The 18,659-nt window shown below is 43.3% G+C and carries 8 protein-coding genes; 2 read left to right on the plus strand and 6 right to left on the minus strand.

Annotated elements, in window-relative coordinates; translation table 11 throughout:
- Positions 1–481: 481 nt before the first annotated feature.
- The 6 genes from B4Z47_RS02020 to B4Z47_RS02045 form a co-directional block, all read right to left on the minus strand.
- Complete coding sequence (locus tag B4Z47_RS02020) at positions 482–2,980, minus strand: sugar-binding domain-containing protein (protein ID WP_115050429.1); 2,499 nt, start codon at positions 2,978–2,980, stop codon at positions 482–484.
- A 26-nt stretch (positions 2,981–3,006) separates the two neighbouring features.
- The gene (locus tag B4Z47_RS02025) at positions 3,007–4,920 is read right to left on the minus strand and encodes a family 43 glycosylhydrolase (RefSeq protein ID WP_115050427.1); all 1,914 of its coding nucleotides are present in this window, start codon (positions 4,918–4,920) and stop codon (positions 3,007–3,009) included.
- 123 nt (positions 4,921–5,043) lie between these two features.
- A complete protein-coding gene (locus B4Z47_RS02030; protein WP_115050425.1) occupies positions 5,044–5,721 on the minus strand; it encodes a DUF3823 domain-containing protein in 678 nt (225 codons plus the stop codon).
- A gap of 12 nt (positions 5,722–5,733) precedes the next feature.
- Positions 5,734–7,584 (minus strand): RagB/SusD family nutrient uptake outer membrane protein, encoded by a 1,851-nt coding sequence (locus tag B4Z47_RS02035; protein WP_115050423.1) that lies wholly within the window; start codon positions 7,582–7,584, stop codon positions 5,734–5,736.
- 1 nt (position 7,585) lies between these two features.
- Positions 7,586–10,708, minus strand: coding sequence for a SusC/RagA family TonB-linked outer membrane protein (locus tag B4Z47_RS02040; RefSeq protein WP_070568055.1), 3,123 nt, complete (start codon positions 10,706–10,708; stop codon positions 7,586–7,588).
- Between the two features lie 360 nt (positions 10,709–11,068).
- The gene (locus tag B4Z47_RS02045; RefSeq protein WP_286726669.1) at positions 11,069–15,064 is read right to left on the minus strand and encodes a hybrid sensor histidine kinase/response regulator transcription factor; all 3,996 of its coding nucleotides are present in this window, start codon (positions 15,062–15,064) and stop codon (positions 11,069–11,071) included.
- Positions 15,065–15,433: 369 nt separating this feature from the next.
- Between B4Z47_RS02045 and B4Z47_RS02050 the strand changes: the two genes are divergently transcribed.
- Together B4Z47_RS02050 and B4Z47_RS02055 are read left to right on the plus strand one after the other, a co-directional pair.
- Positions 15,434–17,725: a family 20 glycosylhydrolase gene (locus tag B4Z47_RS02050; protein WP_115050419.1), complete on the plus strand. Its 2,292-nt coding sequence runs from the start codon at positions 15,434–15,436 to the stop codon at positions 17,723–17,725.
- 134 nt (positions 17,726–17,859) lie between these two features.
- On the plus strand, positions 17,860–18,627 hold the full coding sequence (locus B4Z47_RS02055; RefSeq protein WP_167450495.1) for a DUF4382 domain-containing protein: 768 nt from the start codon (positions 17,860–17,862) through the stop codon (positions 18,625–18,627).
- The last annotated feature ends 32 nt before the right edge of the window (positions 18,628–18,659 follow it).

Here is an 18,659-nt window from a genome sequence, read left to right on the forward strand (position 1 = left end):
ACAGTCCTTACTTATTTTTTGACAAAGCATCAACATCCTCTTCCAATTGAAATCTATCATCCTTGTAACTTCTTCAGGACAAGAACTATTTGCAAAATGACTTTAATCTTTGTCTTCAAGTTCAAACAATTCTTCAACACTACGCTCAAGCACAAGTATAGTTTGTTCCCTTTTTATGCGGTTAATTTTAAGTTGTAGCAAGTGAGTACCAAATAGGTATCCAACTGCACCTTTTAACAGTGCTTGTTCAGTGCTCGTTCAGTGATTACTCAGTACGAACTGAATAAATAATGACTAATCACTGTATAAAAATTGATTAAAAATTGTTTTTAGTGATAATTTGGTATTCGTATATTCCAGTTTTAAAGTTTATCTTATTAGCTATAACCTTATAAAGCAATTATGACACTCATCAAAATCAGAATAAATTCATAGCAAATAGAATAGTCGGGATCTGTGCGAACAAAAAACAAAAAGAGGATTATTTTATCCGGCATTTTACCGTTGCTGTTTTCAACCAAGGTGCGGTAAAACGTACATCGACCGTTTCTCCAGATTTACCCAAAGCCTGAACATAAGTGATCATCTTTCCGTGATAAACGCGCTGCTTCTTGTCCGTATAATCGCTCATATCGGCGTTATTTCCAGCTTCCATTCCTAGTAGACGCGCATTTCCCACGATATCACAGGTAATTTCATCCTCCGAAATAACGACAGGAACGCCCTTTTCATCCAGGATCTGCAAAGCAATTTGGATCACTCCACCAGCTTCGACTTGCTGATTACCCAACATGACAGCTTGAATAACTGCGGGTCTCTCGCTGGATTGAATCGCATGCCGAACGACCTCCTTGCCATTCGCATCCAAACCCACAACCTCTAGCTTTCCTGCTTTATAAGGAATGTCCCAAAAGATGATCCCTGTTTTCTGATCGTAGTTTTTCTTTTCGCCCACCACTTGAGCATCCAATTCTAAGCGCGCGCTAGCACTATTGGTATAACAGACCACCCTGATCTGCTGTCCCTCTTGGTAGTTCCAGACTGGCCAGGCGTCCATGGAAGGTGCCTCATTTTTCCGTTGCCCCTGTTCAGATTCCAATGCAGACCAAACATCTGTAGCTGCGGCACCTCCCTGCAATGGATAAGTACCCAAGTAGGCCATCGGTTTATCCAACCACAGTGATTGACGGTAATAGCCTCGCGGCTTGATAAAACCTGCGAAATCCAGCAGTCCTGAATAAAATCCACGTGAAGGCCAACGCCCCGACTCTCCGAGGTAGTCAATACCTGTCCACAAAAATTGGCCAAATATATGGTTGTTGTCACGTACCGCAAGCCATGCTGGAAGATCGTGTCGATTCTCGCTTCCAAAAATTACGCGTGCTGGATAGCGCTGATGATCCTGTTGATAACGACTTTCGGTATAATTGTACCCTGCAATATCAAGTGCTCCAGGATAGGCTGTTTCATTCGACATCGCTACCCCAGCAAGCCCTGCTGTAACAGCCCTACTTTTATCATATTTTTTCACAACCGCAGCCAAGCGTTTGGCGATATCCCCCAATCGCATCGCATCTGGTGCATCCTTTTTGTAACCACCATACGAGGCCTGCGTGAAACCACCTTCCTTCTTCTCGCCGTTAAGGACAGGATGTGAATAAGGGTCATTTGGATAATCCACTTCGTTGCCTATGCTCCAAGCGAAGATCGAAAGGTGATTGCGGTCTCTTTTGACCATATCGGCCAGATCCTGCTCTCCCCAGGATTCAAAAAAGTCGTATGATCCCTCAAAACCCGGTGTCCCGACATTCCATCCCTGTAACCATTTCCTCTTCGGGTACTCCCACTCGTCGAAGGCTTCGTCCATAACAAGTAAACCGAGCTCATCACATAAAGCATAAAGTGATGATGCCTGCGGATTATGGCTGGTTCGAATGGCATTAACCCCCAAAGATTTTAAGGTGAGCAGTCGGCGGCGCCATACTTCAGTATACATTTCAGCTCCCAATACCCCAGCGTCGTGATGCAAACAAACACCTTTGACTTTCATCCAGGAATTGTTTAAGGCAAAGCCCTTGTTCGGATCAAATGTAAAGGCCATAAAGCCTGTTTTCACCTCTGACTGATCAATCCGCTTTCCATTTTGGCTTACGATGGTCCGCAGGGTATATTGTGTGGGTTGATCCAAACTCCACAACGATGGATTCGATACTGCCAATTGCTGTGTTACAGTTGCCTTACCCGCGGCCCCGACCTGCACTTTCTGCGACTTTTTGGCAACCACCTTTCCTGTTGGATCAAGCAGCTCCTGTTCCACTTTAATCGGGGCAGCAACTTGCATACTGTTGACAAGGGCTACTTCTGTATTTAAAATTCCTTTTCCTTGTCTTAGTTCTGGATATGCATAGACTCCCCATTGATCGATATGCAGCGTATTCGCCTTTACAAGCCATACATCGCGATAGATTCCTGATCCTGTATACCATCTTGAATCGGCGCTTTTACTATGGTCGACCTTAACAGCAATGGTATTTTCCTTCCCAAACTCAATGTATGGTGTGATATCGTACGAAAAGGAAACGTAGCCATTGGGCCGCTTTCCAACCGATTTACCATTGACAAAAACTTCGCTTCGGTTGTAAACCCCCTCAAAATATAGAAACAACCTTTTCCCCTGATCTTCCACTGGTATGGTCAGTTGTTTTCGATACCAGCCAATGCCGCCGGGTAAATAGCCCGTCGCACTGGCTAGCGTTGGGCTCAGTGGATATTTTACGCTCCAATCATGGGGCAAACTAATGGGCTGCCAGCCTGCGCGATTCTTTTCAGCGTTTGCCTGTCCTTCAATATCGCCCAAATGGAAACGCCAATCAGAATTCACACGTTCGGCGATACCAAATCCGGGCTGTGCATATAAGCTATTCATACCCAAATAACTTGACACAGCTAAAACAGCCAGATTTCTTATTATTTTTTTCATTGTACTATATGCATTAGGTTTAGTGATTAAAGTGTAGGAACGACAGGCAATACATGGCCCTGATCATCAAAAAATAACCGGTCCATGCACACCTCTCGATTAAACCCAGCAGCATCGCCCATATCGATACCTTTGGGATAATTAAAACGATGATATACAATATACCATTCATCTTTACCTGGAATCTGCAAAATAGAATTATGTCCTGTACCATAAATTCCTTGGGTAGGATCCTTTTGCAAGACTAAATTATTTTCAGGAACAGTGATCGGTCCATCTGGAGAAGTCGCGGTTCCATAACGTACCCGATAATTTTCACTTCGGGTGTCATCCTCCGACCAAAAGAAATAATAAAGACCTTTTCGGTAGACAACATAGGCGCCTTCCCGGAAAGTCTTGTCGGGTGTTAACACTTTGATTGTATTTCTTTTAATCGAGATCATATCCTTATTGAGTTCAGCAACAGCTAGGTAGCCATTTCCCCAATACAGGTAGCTTTTTCCCGATTTCGGATCGTTAAACACTGCAGGGTCAATTTCCTGCCCTCCTTTTACACCATTTGGTTTGAAATCGATCAAGGGTTTACCTGAATCTTTAAATGGGCCTGTTGGCAAATCGGCCACCGCAACACCAATCTTTTGGGCCGCTGTAAAGTAATAATAGTACTTATAATCGTTCTTGATTTTCTTTTCCGTAATTGTAGGTGCCCATGCATGTCGAGGCCCCCAAGCAACATCTTTTTTCAGATCCAAAATCACACCCTCATCTTTCCAATGACTTAAATCTGTGGAAGAAAAAGTTTTAAAATAATAACCACCCCAACCGTCAAAGCCATCACTCGTTGGATAGATATAGTATTTCTTTGTTTTATTGGAATAGAGGACATCCGGATCGGCATAAAAGCCATCCAATACTGGATTCTTTCTGAATGTGAATTCCATATCTTTGGGTTTCTCCCATTTGGTGGTCAAATCCAGAATTTCTTGTCTTGAAATAGGAATGATGGTCCCATGCCGTGGATGAAAATCCATGTCAATTTGATGGTCGATTACTTTAAAACGATCAAGGTCTTCAGAGGTGCAGAATTGATACTTCCCCTTACCATAGACATCATACATCAGGATATATTTGTCCGACTGATTGAGTTTAAAGACACTGGATCCTTCCACAGCATCATTGGTCTGCTGTTTATAGCCCGGTTGTTCAATCCACTTACCCGAAGTCAGGGAATCAGTTATCGCTAGCTTAATGCCATTTCCATGTCCTTCGGTCTTGTAAAAAAGGTAGAACAAACCATTCTTTGCAATAATATCGCCATCGATACAGGATTTACCATTTTTTGGAAGAAACAGCACGTTAGGTTCGGTTTCAAAATCTGTAAAGTCCTTGTTTGCATAAGCATAGTAGATGATATCTGGACCATTTCCGTGCTGCATGGACCAGTACACCATATATTTGTCCACCGAAGGGTCAAATATAGTCTGGGGCGCCCATACTCTTTTCAACGCTTCCTGACCTTTGAAACGCTGCTGTATATCGATTGCCTGATGGGACCAATGGACAAGGTCTTCGGATTTTAGCAGGATCAAACCCCGATTAGAATCCCAGCCTTTGGAGGAAGTCATGTCGGTGAGCACCATATAAAATGTTTTTCCATCTTCGCCACGGAGAATATGCGGATCCCGAACACCGCCGGTTTTACTGATTATCTTCGAATCCAGGATAGGCTGATTGTCATTCAACGCGCGATAGGTATAGCCATCTGTGCTGATCGCAAAACAAACAGCTTCGTCTACAACAGCATTCCCTTTGAAATAGGCAAATAAGTAACCTGCAAAATCTTTGTCGGTAGGTCCGCTGCGATAAGCCTGTGCAAAAACACCGCACGTAGCATGTATTAAAAATAAGGTAACTAAGATTGAAATTCCGTTTTTTTTCATGAAGATTTAGTTGAAGAAATAAGCATTGGCTTATTTTCGCGTCTATACATTTTTGCATCTCTAAAAGCCACGGGATTTGATCCCGTGGCTTCGTAATCTGACCATTTAACTTGTCGTCAGCACCTATTTTAAAGCTATTTTTTGAACGGCAGTATAGTAGTAATCTCCCGATACCGTAGCTTTCACCCCTATTCGGGCAAACACATAATCGAGGTTTTTCAAATTGTCCGGCAACTCTCCGACAATCCTCGTCGGTTGACCGAAAGCAATGTTAGCCAAATTGGCGTCCACACGTAGCTCGCGTTGTACCTGATCTGTCAAGACAGATTTACCGAGGTAAAGACGCACAAACTCCAAATTTGCCGTACCTACTATTCTGTTCACCGTAAAGTTAGCCGAAATACTGTTATTATTTTTTTGAAAAGACTCGTTTGTCACCGTAAAATAGGGTGTTACAGGTACATCAATGGTCGTATTCCCCTTCACTTGTACCAAAACCGTATCAGTTGCCTGTTGCAGCCATGGTGAATCTCCTTTCCGCACCAATTTGTATTCGCCATCAAAAAGACTAACAGAAAAAGAGCCATCCTGATCAAAATATACGGGTATTGCTGAGCGAAGCGGGTACCCATCCTGCCATAATTCCAATTGAGGGCCGTTATTCCGAACGCCAATTGCCTTCCCCTCATAAACAACGCGTCCTGAAAGGGTTGATTTTGGAGCTTCAAAATTATCATATTCACAACCTACAACGAGTAGACTTGCAAAAGCTACCAATAAGCTTAAAAATTTTATTTTCATGGTTCAATTAGATTAATGGAATGGATTTCTAACTATTTTAGGATTTTTATTGATGACATCCTGACTAATGGATGCATAATAATTGGCCATACGGAAAAAGCGTGCCTTTCTGAAACGCGCAGGTCTTACCCGTTCATAGATATACTTACCGTCATCGGCATGCCCTGGGCGCACGACACGATAAGCATATAGTCCATATACAACCGCGTTGGGATCATTTTCAGATCCGTCCCACACCAAATGTGCAATACGCCATCTTTTAAGATCATAGTAACGATGATCTTCGAAGGCAAGTTCAACACGACGCTCGTTGCGGATGATATCCATCGTTAGATTACTGATGCTATTGGCCGGAAATCCTGCTCTTTCCCGCAACTTATTGACATAAGTTCTTGCATCTACAGTCTGCCCCAGCTCAAATGCAGCTTCTGACGCGTTGAGATAAATTTCACCCAGACGAAACCACGGCCACCAGTTAGCAGCTGATGTACCACGTGTGCTGGCCGCCGGCGCATCACTGACAAATTTCCGGATATAGAAACCGGTGTTGCTGACGTCCTGTGCATCATAAAGCGGTCCATCAAAGCCGGTCCACAAACCACCACTCGCATAATTCTGTCCCAGTTGTGGTGCTGCAGTAAACTGGTAGGCTCCATTTGCCCCCCAAGTTGCCACTCCAGCCTGAATACTTACAGCACGTCCGCGGAATGAAGTTCCCGGATAAATCACCGTTCCAAACAAACGGGCATCTTTATTTGCAAAAATATCGTTGATATTTTGGTAGGCTACGTAATTTCCTGCGCCGTTTTTATCATGTAATGTACCTTTGCTACCGTCTAGATAATCAAAACTTTCTACAAGGCTCAATGAAGGCGAAATCGTCGATGACGACTCATTGTCTTCGGTCAGACTTCTGACGATATTGTCATAAGCAAATCGGTGAACTTTTAAACTCGTTACAAAATCCTTTGCAAAGATGACCTCAGCACCAGTTTTCTTATTGAGCATATCATAAAAATTGGCACCTTTATCGGCATTCTCATTGTAAAGCGCATAGGGACCGTTCATAATTTCCTTGGAGGCAGCCAGCGACTTGGTATAATACCCAGTAGCCATATTGGCAGGAATTCCCACTTCTCCCCCTGCAGTCGTTATCGGTGAGGCCATCAGATTATTATATTTCGCGATGGATGCCGCATAAAGCATTGCCCGACTTTCCAAAGCTAATGCCGTATACTTGTTGGCTCTGGTCTTACTGGCATTATAGACGGCGAGATCTTCCTTGATCTCTTCCAGTTCTTTGTAAATAAAATCGTAGACTTCATACTCTTTGGCACGTGCCACCTGCAATGGTGTTGGATCGCCGCTAAAGTCATAGATAAGTTGCGTAGTGACAATCGGAACCCCTCCCATGCGTTTGACGAGTTCGAAGTAAACAAAAGCGCGGATGAAGCGTAATTCGGCTTTATACTGCTTGCGTTGTGCATCAGACAATTGTGTACTGAACTGATCGATATTTTCTAGGGAAAGATTCAGATCCCGAATAAGTCCATAGTCCCAATAGCGACCGTAATCGTCACCAAATTGGTAATCGTTACGCCAGTTTTGATCGCGATGTCCCGACCACATCGCATCATCCAATTCGGTCATTCCTCCTGTATTGAAAACACCATGTAACGTTGGCATTCTATCGTAATAATTGGCGACGAGTGAAGTCAACAGTTTCGGATCATTCCAAAGCTGTGCATCGGTAATCAATGATTTTGAATCCCGGTCAAACCAATCGTCGTGATTGCAGCTGCTCAACGAGGACAAGGTCAATAAAGCAACGCCTATGTAGGTAAGTTTAAATCGTAGTTTCATGTTAAAAAGTCATATTAAATCCAACCATAAATACCCTTTGCTGTGGATATACTACTGCTGCTCTCGCTTCGATCTCGGGATCAATCTGGTAGTCTTTGACATTGTCAAACGAAATCAAGTTTGAAGCATTGATATAGAACCGTATTTTTTCGGCCTTAATCTTTTGAATCCATGCTTTTGGCAGATTGTATCCAACCTCCAGGTTGCGGACTCGGAGGTAACGCACATTGGTCAACCAAAAATCACTGTTTCGACTATTGGGACCCGAGTTGCCGTTACGAATCGCAGGGTAGCGTCCCGGAATCCATTCGCTGTTTGGATCATAAGGGTCTTTGCGATGCCATCTATCTTCCAGCAGGTAGGCTGGAGAATTACCACCACCATGGAAGGCATTACGTAACTCATAATCCTGAAACCAGGATTGCACCGCACCACCGGCCAAATCAATATTTAAGTTGATACCCTTCCAGTCAAGTCCTATCCGGCCACCGAAGCTCATCATCGGTGCCCAACCTGTCGGATAACCGATCGGACGCTGATCCATATCATTGATAACACCGTCGCCGTTTACATCTTTATAAATCAGATCACCAGGAAGTTGTGTCCTATTGTTCTGACCATCATTATTGATCGGATGGTTACGGATCTCTTCTTCCGACTGAAATCTTCCGACAACTTGGTATCCCCACCATACGCCACCCCAGCGGTCTTCAATCGAGTTACGGTATTCATTCCACGAATTACTGAAACGAGGCTTATAGGTTTCTAGGTCACGATAACGTGAAAAAGTCATATTCCCACTGACAACATAGTTAAGTTCACCGACCTTATCGGTATAAGTAATGATACCTTCCGCACCATAATAGCCGTTCTTACCGAGGTTTTCATTGGGAAGGTCATAACCGATTTCAGCTGGTAATAGGACATCGTATCGTTTTCCAGGATATCCAGTACGGATAATTTTAAAGATATCCGCCGTCAATGTCAGCTTATTATTCAACAAGGTTGCATCGACCCCCATATTATAATTGGTATTTTTAACCCAGGAGAGGTTGCGCACTGGTAAACCTCTTGGCTGTACCCCGGGTACATAGGCTCCGTCTAAGACAGCACTTCCAGCCGCCCAATTATATCCGGCAAGGTAATCATGCATTCCCACACCCTCTTCAAGTCCGGTTTGCCCGATCGAAGCACGGATTTTAAGGTCACTCACGACGGATTTCAAAGGCTTGAAGAACCCCTCATCCGAAATACGCCAACCTACTGATGCTCCTGGAAACAATCCCCAGCGTTTACCCTCATAATATTTAAAGGACCCGTCATAACGGCCCAGAACTTCCAGAAGATACTTGCCCTTGTAGTTGTAATTGATACGGCCAATATATCCAGCCCGAGCCTCGTAAGCCCATTCATCGGCCAAACTATTGAGCTCCGACAGTCTCAACAACGGGATATAATTGTTCGAAGGATTTGCGCCCAACGCTTTATACGTCCGGTCCCAGTCTGAGCGCTCATAGCCTAACATTCCTGCGAAAGTGTGATCGCCGATCTGCTTGTTATAATCGATCTGGAACTGCGCAAACCGAGAAACAATCTCCCTCGTGGTATCGTAACGCCAGCCAGCATCACTTCCGCCAGTTCGCTTATAGGCATTATTTTCGTATCGATATACATCATAGGTATATTGGAAGCCTTCAAATTTATTATTGGTATAATTGTAAGAAACAGTTCCCTTTGCCGACAAACCAAAATTTGTCTTATAGGCCGCAAAGAGATTCACGTTTCCAGCAAGGTATTTATTGTCTTTATAGCCGGCGATATCGCGACTAAAGAGCGCCGGGTTATAGGGAAAATCATTTGTATGATTGATATACTCTGGATTGTCATTTGCATAAGGGCCTACCGTCGGTCTATTTTTCATAATAGCCAAAATCGAGGAGAAGTAGCCATCTCCACCTGGTAAGCCAACATCCTGGGTTCCCTCATGTCTTCCTGAAATCTGTGTACCCACTGTAAGTCCTTTGAGTACCTCAGCTTCCATATTGGCCTGAAAATTGGTTCGCTTATAATTGAAATCCTTGATCATTGCATCCTGATTGAGGTGGCCCAATGACAGGAAATAATTTGATTTTTCACTTCCACCGGTGACATTGGCATTGATGTATCGCTGTGGGATATTCTTACGGATCACCATATCATAATAATCATAGCCTTGGTAGCCAGGCTCTGTTCCAGCCTGCCATTTAGCCAACTCCTCGGGCGTATAAACCGTCTTCGGATCGCGGTTTTCATTCTGCGCAGCCTCAACCAATCCACGCGTGTATTGTTTCGCGTTTGCCATGGTCGGAAAACGTGTCAAATTCTGCCAGCCTTGGTAGCCATTAATATTGATTTTTGCACTTTCTCCTTTTGCTCCTTTTTTGGTGGTAATAAGTACAACACCTCTAGAAGCACGGAATCCATATACTGCCGCTGCGGCATCTTTCAAAATAGAGATACTCTCAATATCTTCGAGATTTAGCGAGTTGAAGATATCTGCTCCGGAGCCATTCTGTGTACCGACCCAGTCCGTACCTTCCTGACCTCCGTAGGCAACCCCATCAATTACATATAATGGCGAGCCCATATTCCGGATTTCAATCGCTGCACCACGACCGGGACGCGCGTCTTTGGCACGCACGGAGATCCCCTGCACCTTTCCTGCCAAAGCCCCAGCAGTTGTCGTCGATGATGACCGTACAATATCCTCTGATTTAATATTGCTTACTGCCCCCGTAATATTACGTTTGGACTGTTTACCATAACCAACAACGACGACATCCTCCAAAACATTTTCATCTGCCTCGAGCTGGATTTTTAAATTTGTTGTTCCATCCAATGGAACTCGGCGAGTCTTATATCCAACAAATGACACAACGAGCGTTCCTTTGTTGGCATTCAGCTCAAATTTCCCCGATTTGTCTGTTGAGGTTCCCTTTCCCCCTTCTAGAAGGAGTACACTCGCACCAACGATAGGCTCGTTTGCTTTGTTGAAAACTTGTCCCGTAACCTTCTCCTGCGCATACAGCAATGTTGGCATCACACTCAACATGGTGTAAAAAGAAGCAATCTTTAAGTTTTTCATAAATTTAAATACGAATTAAACAGTAAATAATACAATCTAGCCGGACAAGACAATATGATGGTAAACTATGGTCTACTTTGGTTATTTCTTTTGCATCGTTGCCACCCCTACCTAGATTTTATAATTGGATAATACCTCAAACTTAGCCCATTTTGCAGCATTACATCATATACAAATCCGTCAAAAATCATATAATTTTCAGTCAAAAACAGCTTTTATAATATATTTAAGGCATATTTCCTGTTTGATGAAACCTGAGCCTGCTTTATCGGTCTGCCATGAGGAGGCTGTTTTATGCGAAAAAAAATGCCCCTCGCCACGGAGGAGTAGCAGGGGCATTATGAGCGTTTGTGTATTCTTTTAATACGTTACCCGGATCTTATTGTCGGCTCGTTGGTATTCGGAAGGTAGCTGGCCAAACTCTTCCTTAAAGCACTGCCGAAAATAAATTGCACTATTGATTCCGACCATAAACGACACTTCAGTCACATTATATTTCCCCGTCCGAAGTAGATCCGCAGCCTTATGGATACGTATCTTGCGAACCAGCTGATTGATATTTTTACCTGTGATCCCCTTCAACTTGCGGTATAAGGTAGACTGACTCATATTCATTCGGTCAGCAAGGGCAGCAGCGTCCAATACTTCATCCTGCATATGCTGCTCGACAATCTGCATAAAATCCTGAACAAATTCATTTTCCCGCCACAGCTCCTCAGGAGGTTTTTGCTCGGTATAATCATCTGAATAGGGTGATTTGCTGTTTAAACTTTCCAAAATCAGTTCATTGATCTGTTTCTGTCGGCTCAATAGGTTGTCGATACGTTTGAAGAGTAAAGCTGCCGTAACAGGTTTGATCAGATAGGAGTCTATCCCCAGATCATAGCCCCGTTGCCGGTCTGCATCGGTGTTTTTCGCCGTCAATAGTAGCAGTGGAATATGACTTGTACTGCGTTCCTGTTTGAGCTGCTGTACCAGCTCAAAGCCATCCATATCGGGCATCATAATATCACTGATCACCAGATCAGGTATTCGTGCCATCGCCGTTTTATAGCCCGCAGCTCCATTTTCAGCAAGTACCACATCATAATGCCTTTGCAGGGTAGTTCCCAGATACTCCCTGAGCTCCGAATCGTCCTCGACCAGTAGAATCAGGGGGCGCTGCGAAGCCGTGGGCGGTTCGCTTTCTTGTGCGACAACTTGATCTACTTTTAGCTTGACCGTAAATGTAGTGCCTAGCCCAAACGTACTACTTACCTCTACCTTTCCATGATGTATTGCAACTAGTTCCTTGACCAAAGCAAGGCCAATTCCTGTACCTTGCGTACCTGTGCCTGGAATCTGATAATACTTTTTGAAAATCCGCTCAATATCTTCTTCGGCAATACCAACCCCCGTGTCTTCTACAGACAATATGGCCCAATGATTTAGATCTGCACCTTCGTAGCGCAGGCTTAGTTTAATATAGCCCGACGCTGTGTATTTATACGCATTCGACAATAGATTGTCGACAATCAATTGCACAATTTCTGCATCAAACGACGTACGTATATCCTCGGCAGGGAGCTCGGACGATACGCGAAGACCAGGTTTGTGATTCAATGTTTTATATTTATGTGTCAGATCGGCGAGCATTTCGCCCAAGGATCCTGCTTCGGGAACAAAGGGTTTAAATTGCGATTCTACCTTCCGAAACTCCAAAAGCTGGTTGACCAATGTGAAAAGTCTATTGGCACTTTTCTGAACCGTCTGAACCAACGCACGGTGTTTCTCAGCAAGCTGCTTTTCTTGCGACAGATCCTCAAGGGGACCCAGGATCAACGTCAGGGGTGTACGTAATTCATGGGTAATATGCGTATAGAAGTTCATCCGCTCGGCATGCAGCTGTTCGTCTTGTAAATGTTGCCGTTCTTTAAGTTTGAGTTCCGATTCGGCTTTCATCCTTTTGAAATAAAAGGATATAATCACATATCCAATTAGAAGCACGAGTAGCATATAAAATGCCTTAGCAGGTAAGCTCAAATAAAAGGGTGGCGCGATGTTAATCAGCAGCCGTTGATACTCTTGCGACCACTGACCGTTTTTCATTCGCGTACGAATGAGCAGCTCGTGCTCACCATAGGGAATATTACGAAAATCGAGGCTTGTCTCATTGCCCAAAAAAATCCAGTCATTATTGAGTCCTTCCAAATGATACCCAAATTCGACCAATCCATCCAAAGCAAAATCCATGACAGCAAGTTCGATGCGAAAACTATTTTCCTCATAATTGAGCGTGATAGTCTTTGTGCCCGACGGATATTTATCAACCTGCGCATTGGATTCGCTCGATTGAAAAACAATAAATCGGCTCACACTTACAGGTGAACTAGGTAAATCGGATGGAATAGCTGTGGGATTGAAATAACACATCCCTTCTTGCATCCCAAAATACAGGCGTCCTTCTGCATCCTTTCCAACGCTTCCGTTGATAAAGCCACCCAAGGGTAAACCAAAGGATTGGTCGTAGTGGAGAAAACGCCTCTCTTGCGGGACATAGCGCAACATCCCCGATTTGGTTGCGCACCAAATATTTCCGGTATGATCCTCAGCAACTCCATTGACAAACAGCCAAGCATTACCTTCCGGGGGTAACAATACTGCGAGATCACCGATTTTCTTACCTGCATCCTGCATGGCCAATCCGTGGTTTGTAGCGATCCAAATATTATTATCTCTATCGCGTAGCAAATGATTGATTGTATTATTACGTAATCCACTCTTATTGTCCATCTTACGAAGCAGTTTACGGTCGGAATTATATACATAGAGTCCTTGCCCATAAGTTCCTACCCACATATTGTGCTGACCATCTTCCACTAGCGTTCGCGGTGCATAATCACCAAGCATAGGCTTATTGATCAGAAGCTTTTGAACATGGTGTGCCACTCCATCGTATATAAAAAGACCTTGATGGGCAGCAATCCAAATGTGCCCCAAATGATCCTCATATATCGCACGAACTTCGGTCACAGACTCCCCTAAATCGATCATATGCCAATCGGAAGATCCAGCATATTGGACAGCAATCCCGCCCTTCCGCAATCCCATCCATACATGCTGATGCCGATCCTTAAATGCCGTAAGTATAAAATCGTCGGGCAATCCGTTTTTTTGGGTAATTTGTCCCAACAAACGGCCTTCAGCATTCATTTCTACTATACCCGAGCCCTCAGTTACCAGTCGAGTCCGATTTTCACCAGTTAATACATTACTCACTGTTGCCAATCGGTCAGGTAACATATTGTCTGAAGGAAAAACACTAAAAAAAGGAGCCATATGCGAAACAACCCCTACACCTCCACCATATAACGCCAGCCAAATATTTCCGAACCGATCCGGAGTGATATGCTGGACCATGGTATTATTACCTTTGCCAAGATCAAAAAGCTGTATGTGCTGGACGCCTTCAAAACGTTTATCAAACGTATATTTCGGCTGCAACAAAAATAGTTGCGACGACTCGCCTCCTATCCATAAGGTATTGCCAATTTCCTTGATTGCGTAGACAAAAGGTTCATTCCCATTTTTTGCTAATCCTGCCAAAGGGACTTGCTGTAATTGACCTGAAGCCGGATGATATACAGCCAACCCTTTACGGGTTCCAATCCACACATTCCCCCCCTGATCGCAAAACAACACTTTAATTTCATTATCAGGAAGTTTACCCAATGTATTCTGATTAGTCAATCGTTTCAGTGACCGACGGGCGGGATCCAAAATTGTCAGGCCTTCATTTACATGCCCAATGTAAAGCATGTTACTGCGATCTTCAGCTAAAGACCAAACACTATTCTCGGGAAGTCCGGGACAATTTTTCTTATTGAAATGATTAAACTCTTTGGTTATTGGATCGAAATGCTGTACACCTTGATGATAGGTGGCCAGCCACAGTTTTCCATCTTTCCCTTCAATCATATCGGTTATATCATTTGTCGCGATGGATTTCGGATTAGTACCGTCATGTGTGTAATAGCTAAATTTATTTGTACGTAAGTCAAGTACATTCAGGCCATTGGACCGCGTTCCGATATACAATTTCTTGTCGGTATAAAGCAAGGTATTGATTTCATTACTATTGACCGATAACCCATCCGGCTTGTCTGTTGCATAAAATGATTTAAAAGACTTCCCTGCATACCGGTTCAATCCCAGCTCGCTGGCTATCCACATAAATCCGTCATCATCGTGCACAATATCCAGCACCTGCTGATTGGTCAGACCATCTTGAAGGGAGAAAAAATGGACGCGATTAGGCTGTCCATAAACGTGGGCCAACTGACAAAAGAAAACAATGCTAATAAGAAAATTTTTCATAGCTCTACCACCACCAATAAATTAACAACACCAACCTACTTTATTGAAAGGCTTCTCTGCAAAATATCAAAGCAGTTAACCCACAGGCAACTTTTTACGATCTTGTTTAAAACAGCAGTAAAATAATTATGCAATGAAAATATTCAAGATATAAACATACTATAGGCCTATTCAAATACAGGTTATTTTCAAGTTAAAGATAAGAATAAATATATAAATGTCGAACAAACATTTATATCAATATTAGGAGAAATGCTTTGCTTATAATGCTAAGAAGTACAGATCAACCAAAATTGCCGGCCGATACCCGAAATATTGGTATATTGCAGCAAAATCTAAAACTACTTGTGAATCACAAAAAACACATTTATGAATAAAATCTTCTCAACCTTACTTGTATCCTGTGCCCTGTACCTGCCGACATTAAGTTTTGCACAACAAAAAAACATACTTCCTCAACTTATTCCGTTTCCTCAACAGCTGGAAGCCGGGCCGGGCCTTTTTCAGCTAAATGGTCAAGAATTGGGCTACGCTATTGATCCAGCATTTTCTTCTACGTCACTGCCGGCATGGATCAACCAATCGCTATTCGGTCAACTGAACAAAAAAAGCGTGAAGAAGACAAACGCCACGCTGCAATTGATCAAAGTCCAGGGCCTCTCAAATGAAGCGTATGAATTGAAGATAGATCAAAAAGGTATACAAATCATCGCTTCTTCAGAAAAGGGCGCATTTTATGGTTTACAGACAGTCCAGCAATTGTATCTACTTTCGGGAACAACAGGTAAGTTTGCTCTTCCCTATGTAACCGTAAAAGATCAGCCCGCTTTCAAATGGCGCGGTGTTGAGCTCGATGTAGCCCGCCACTTCTTTCCAAAAGATTATATCTATAAATTCATTGATCTGCTTGCAACCTATAAGTTCAACAAATTTCACTTGCACTTAACTGACGATCAAGGCTGGCGCATAGAAATCAAGAAATACCCTAAACTAACAGAACAGGGGGCTTGGCGTACTTATAACAACCAAGATTCGGCCTGCTTTGTGAAAGCCAAAGAGAACCCCGACTTTAATCTACCGAAGGAATTGATCCGCACAACAAACGGAAAGGAAGAATATGGTGGTTTCTATACACAACAAGATATCAAGGACATTGTTGCCTATGCGGCCAGTCGCCAGATAGAAATTATTCCTGAAATAGACATGCCCGGACATATGATGGTGGCTACCAAGGCCTATCCTGAACTCCTATTGGACAGCCAATCCGCGGGCTGGGGAAAGCAATTTTCTGTCCCCATCAGCCCCTGGAAAGAGAGCAGCTATACCTTTGTTGAGAACGTACTAGGCGAAATTATTGACTTATTCCCTTCGCATTATATTCACATCGGAGCCGATGAGGTCGAAAAAGACTCCTGGTCAAAATCAGCAGCGGCTCAAGCTTTTATGAAAGAAAAGCAAATAGCGAACTTACATGATCTTCAAAGTTATTTCGTCAAACGAGTAAACAGTTTTATTCGTTCAAAAAATAAACAGAGCATTGGTTGGGATGAAATATTAGACGGTAGTTCAGACACGAGCATGATGGTGATGTACTGGCGTGGTTGGGTAAAAAATGCACCGATAGAAGCTGTAAACCGTGGTCACCGGGTCGTTATGACACCTACAAACCCGCTATATTTTGATTATTTACCCAATAGCAGCAGTCTGGATGCCGTGTACAATATGAATGTCGTACCTACGGATATTTCCAGCCAAAAAGCACCGCTGATCCAAGGTGCTCAGGCCAATATCTGGACAGAAATGATTCCTTCCACCGCCCGGTTGGAGTTTATGATTCTCCCGCGGTTAAGCGCTTTATCAGAACGTGTATGGACCAACAAACCGCTGTATGATAGCTATAGAAATCGAGTAATTGCGCACTTTGGACTTTGGAACAAAATGGGTTTACGCTATCGTATGCCAGACCTCACAGGATTCGCCGAAACACAGGTTATTGTTGACGGACAATCTGTTCTAAAGGTTGTAAATGAACTTCCACAGAATCAAATACACTATACAACGGATGGTAGCCTTCCAACACAGCAGAGCCCAGTATTGAACGGTTCGCTCGTGGTTAAAAAAGAAGGGCCAATTCGTTTTGCAACAATCTCCTCTTCCGGTGCAAAAAGTGAACTTTATCAGGTTGATTTTAAAAATGATACCTGGAAAAAGAGCGTAAAACCCAATGAAAATAGCATAGCCCCAGGGCTTATGGCAACACTTTTCAATGGAACTTTTGCCAACACTTCGGCCATTACAGGGCCCGAAGTACGCCAGGAAGTGATCAGCAATGTCGCTTTAAGCGATACCATCAAAATGCCTTCATTTGGTGCAAAAATACGGGGATATATCTATGTCAAGGAAAAAGGAATCTATAATTTCTACTTCACCTGCGATGATGGCGGTGTCTTGCGGACACATGATCAGCTCGTCGTCAATAATGACGGGCAGCATGCACCGATTATGAAAAGTGGACAGATTGCTTTAGAACCAGGCTACCATCCAATTGCTGTAGATTTCCTTGAAGCTGGAGGCGGATTTACCCTAAAACTTCAATACAGTCTCAATGATTCAAAGGTAATTGATATTCCCAAAGAGTCCTTTTTCCATAGAAAGGATTAATAATCATTATGAAGTATAGAAACAACCTCAGTATGGTCAATTCCATCTGGGGTTATTTTTTGGGGCCTGGGGACTTTGTTTTATTTATAGAATGGCATAAGTTTTGCCCAGCTGTAACCATAATGTTACTAACTATGAAAAAGAACTTTATTCTCCTTGCTCTAGCGACCCTAGTGTTCTTAAGCAGCTGCAGCAAAAATGATGGTCCCTCCTCACAAAAAACACCTGTCACAGTAAAAATTACGGATGCTCCAGGTTACTATGACGCGATCAATCTTCACATCGATGCGATCGAGATCCGAACTACTTCGGGTAGCACAACGATAGATGTCGCCGCCGATCCATTTAATATTTTGAATTATACAATGGGAAAAGATACCGTCATAGCCGGACAGGATGTTCCTTCTGGTATGATCCAAGAAATTCGGCTCAAACTTAATGACTCAGGAAATGAAATTTGGGTCAATGGCGTTGTACATCCGCTAAAAACACCTAGCGGACAATCCTCTGGCGTTAAACTCAAAGTACAAGATGAATTAATTCCGGATGTAGCGTACACACTTCTTTTGGATTTTGATGCGTCAAAATCGATTGTAAAGACGGGCAACGATCAATATCTTCTTAAACCCGTTATTCGCGCCATCCCAGTGGCCACATCTGGAGCAATCACTGGCACAGTTAGTCCTGCGGAATCACAAGCCAATGTATTTGCTATTACCGGTGTAGATACTGTAGGTACGTTGGCAAACTCAGCCGGAAAGTTTTACTTTCCTGGTATGCCTGAAGGCACTTACAAGATTGTTGTCGAACCCTCAGTAGCTGGTTACATGAAAAAAAGCATTGAAGGCGTGCAAGTAGCCAAAGCAAGTGTGAAAGATTTAGGAATTATTTCTGTACAATAACGTACGATCGGATTAAAGTATCTGATAAGAAA

The sequence above is a fragment of the Sphingobacterium sp. UBA2610 genome (assembly GCF_002339225.1).
Lineage (GTDB): Bacteria > Bacteroidota > Bacteroidia > Sphingobacteriales > Sphingobacteriaceae > Sphingobacterium > Sphingobacterium multivorum.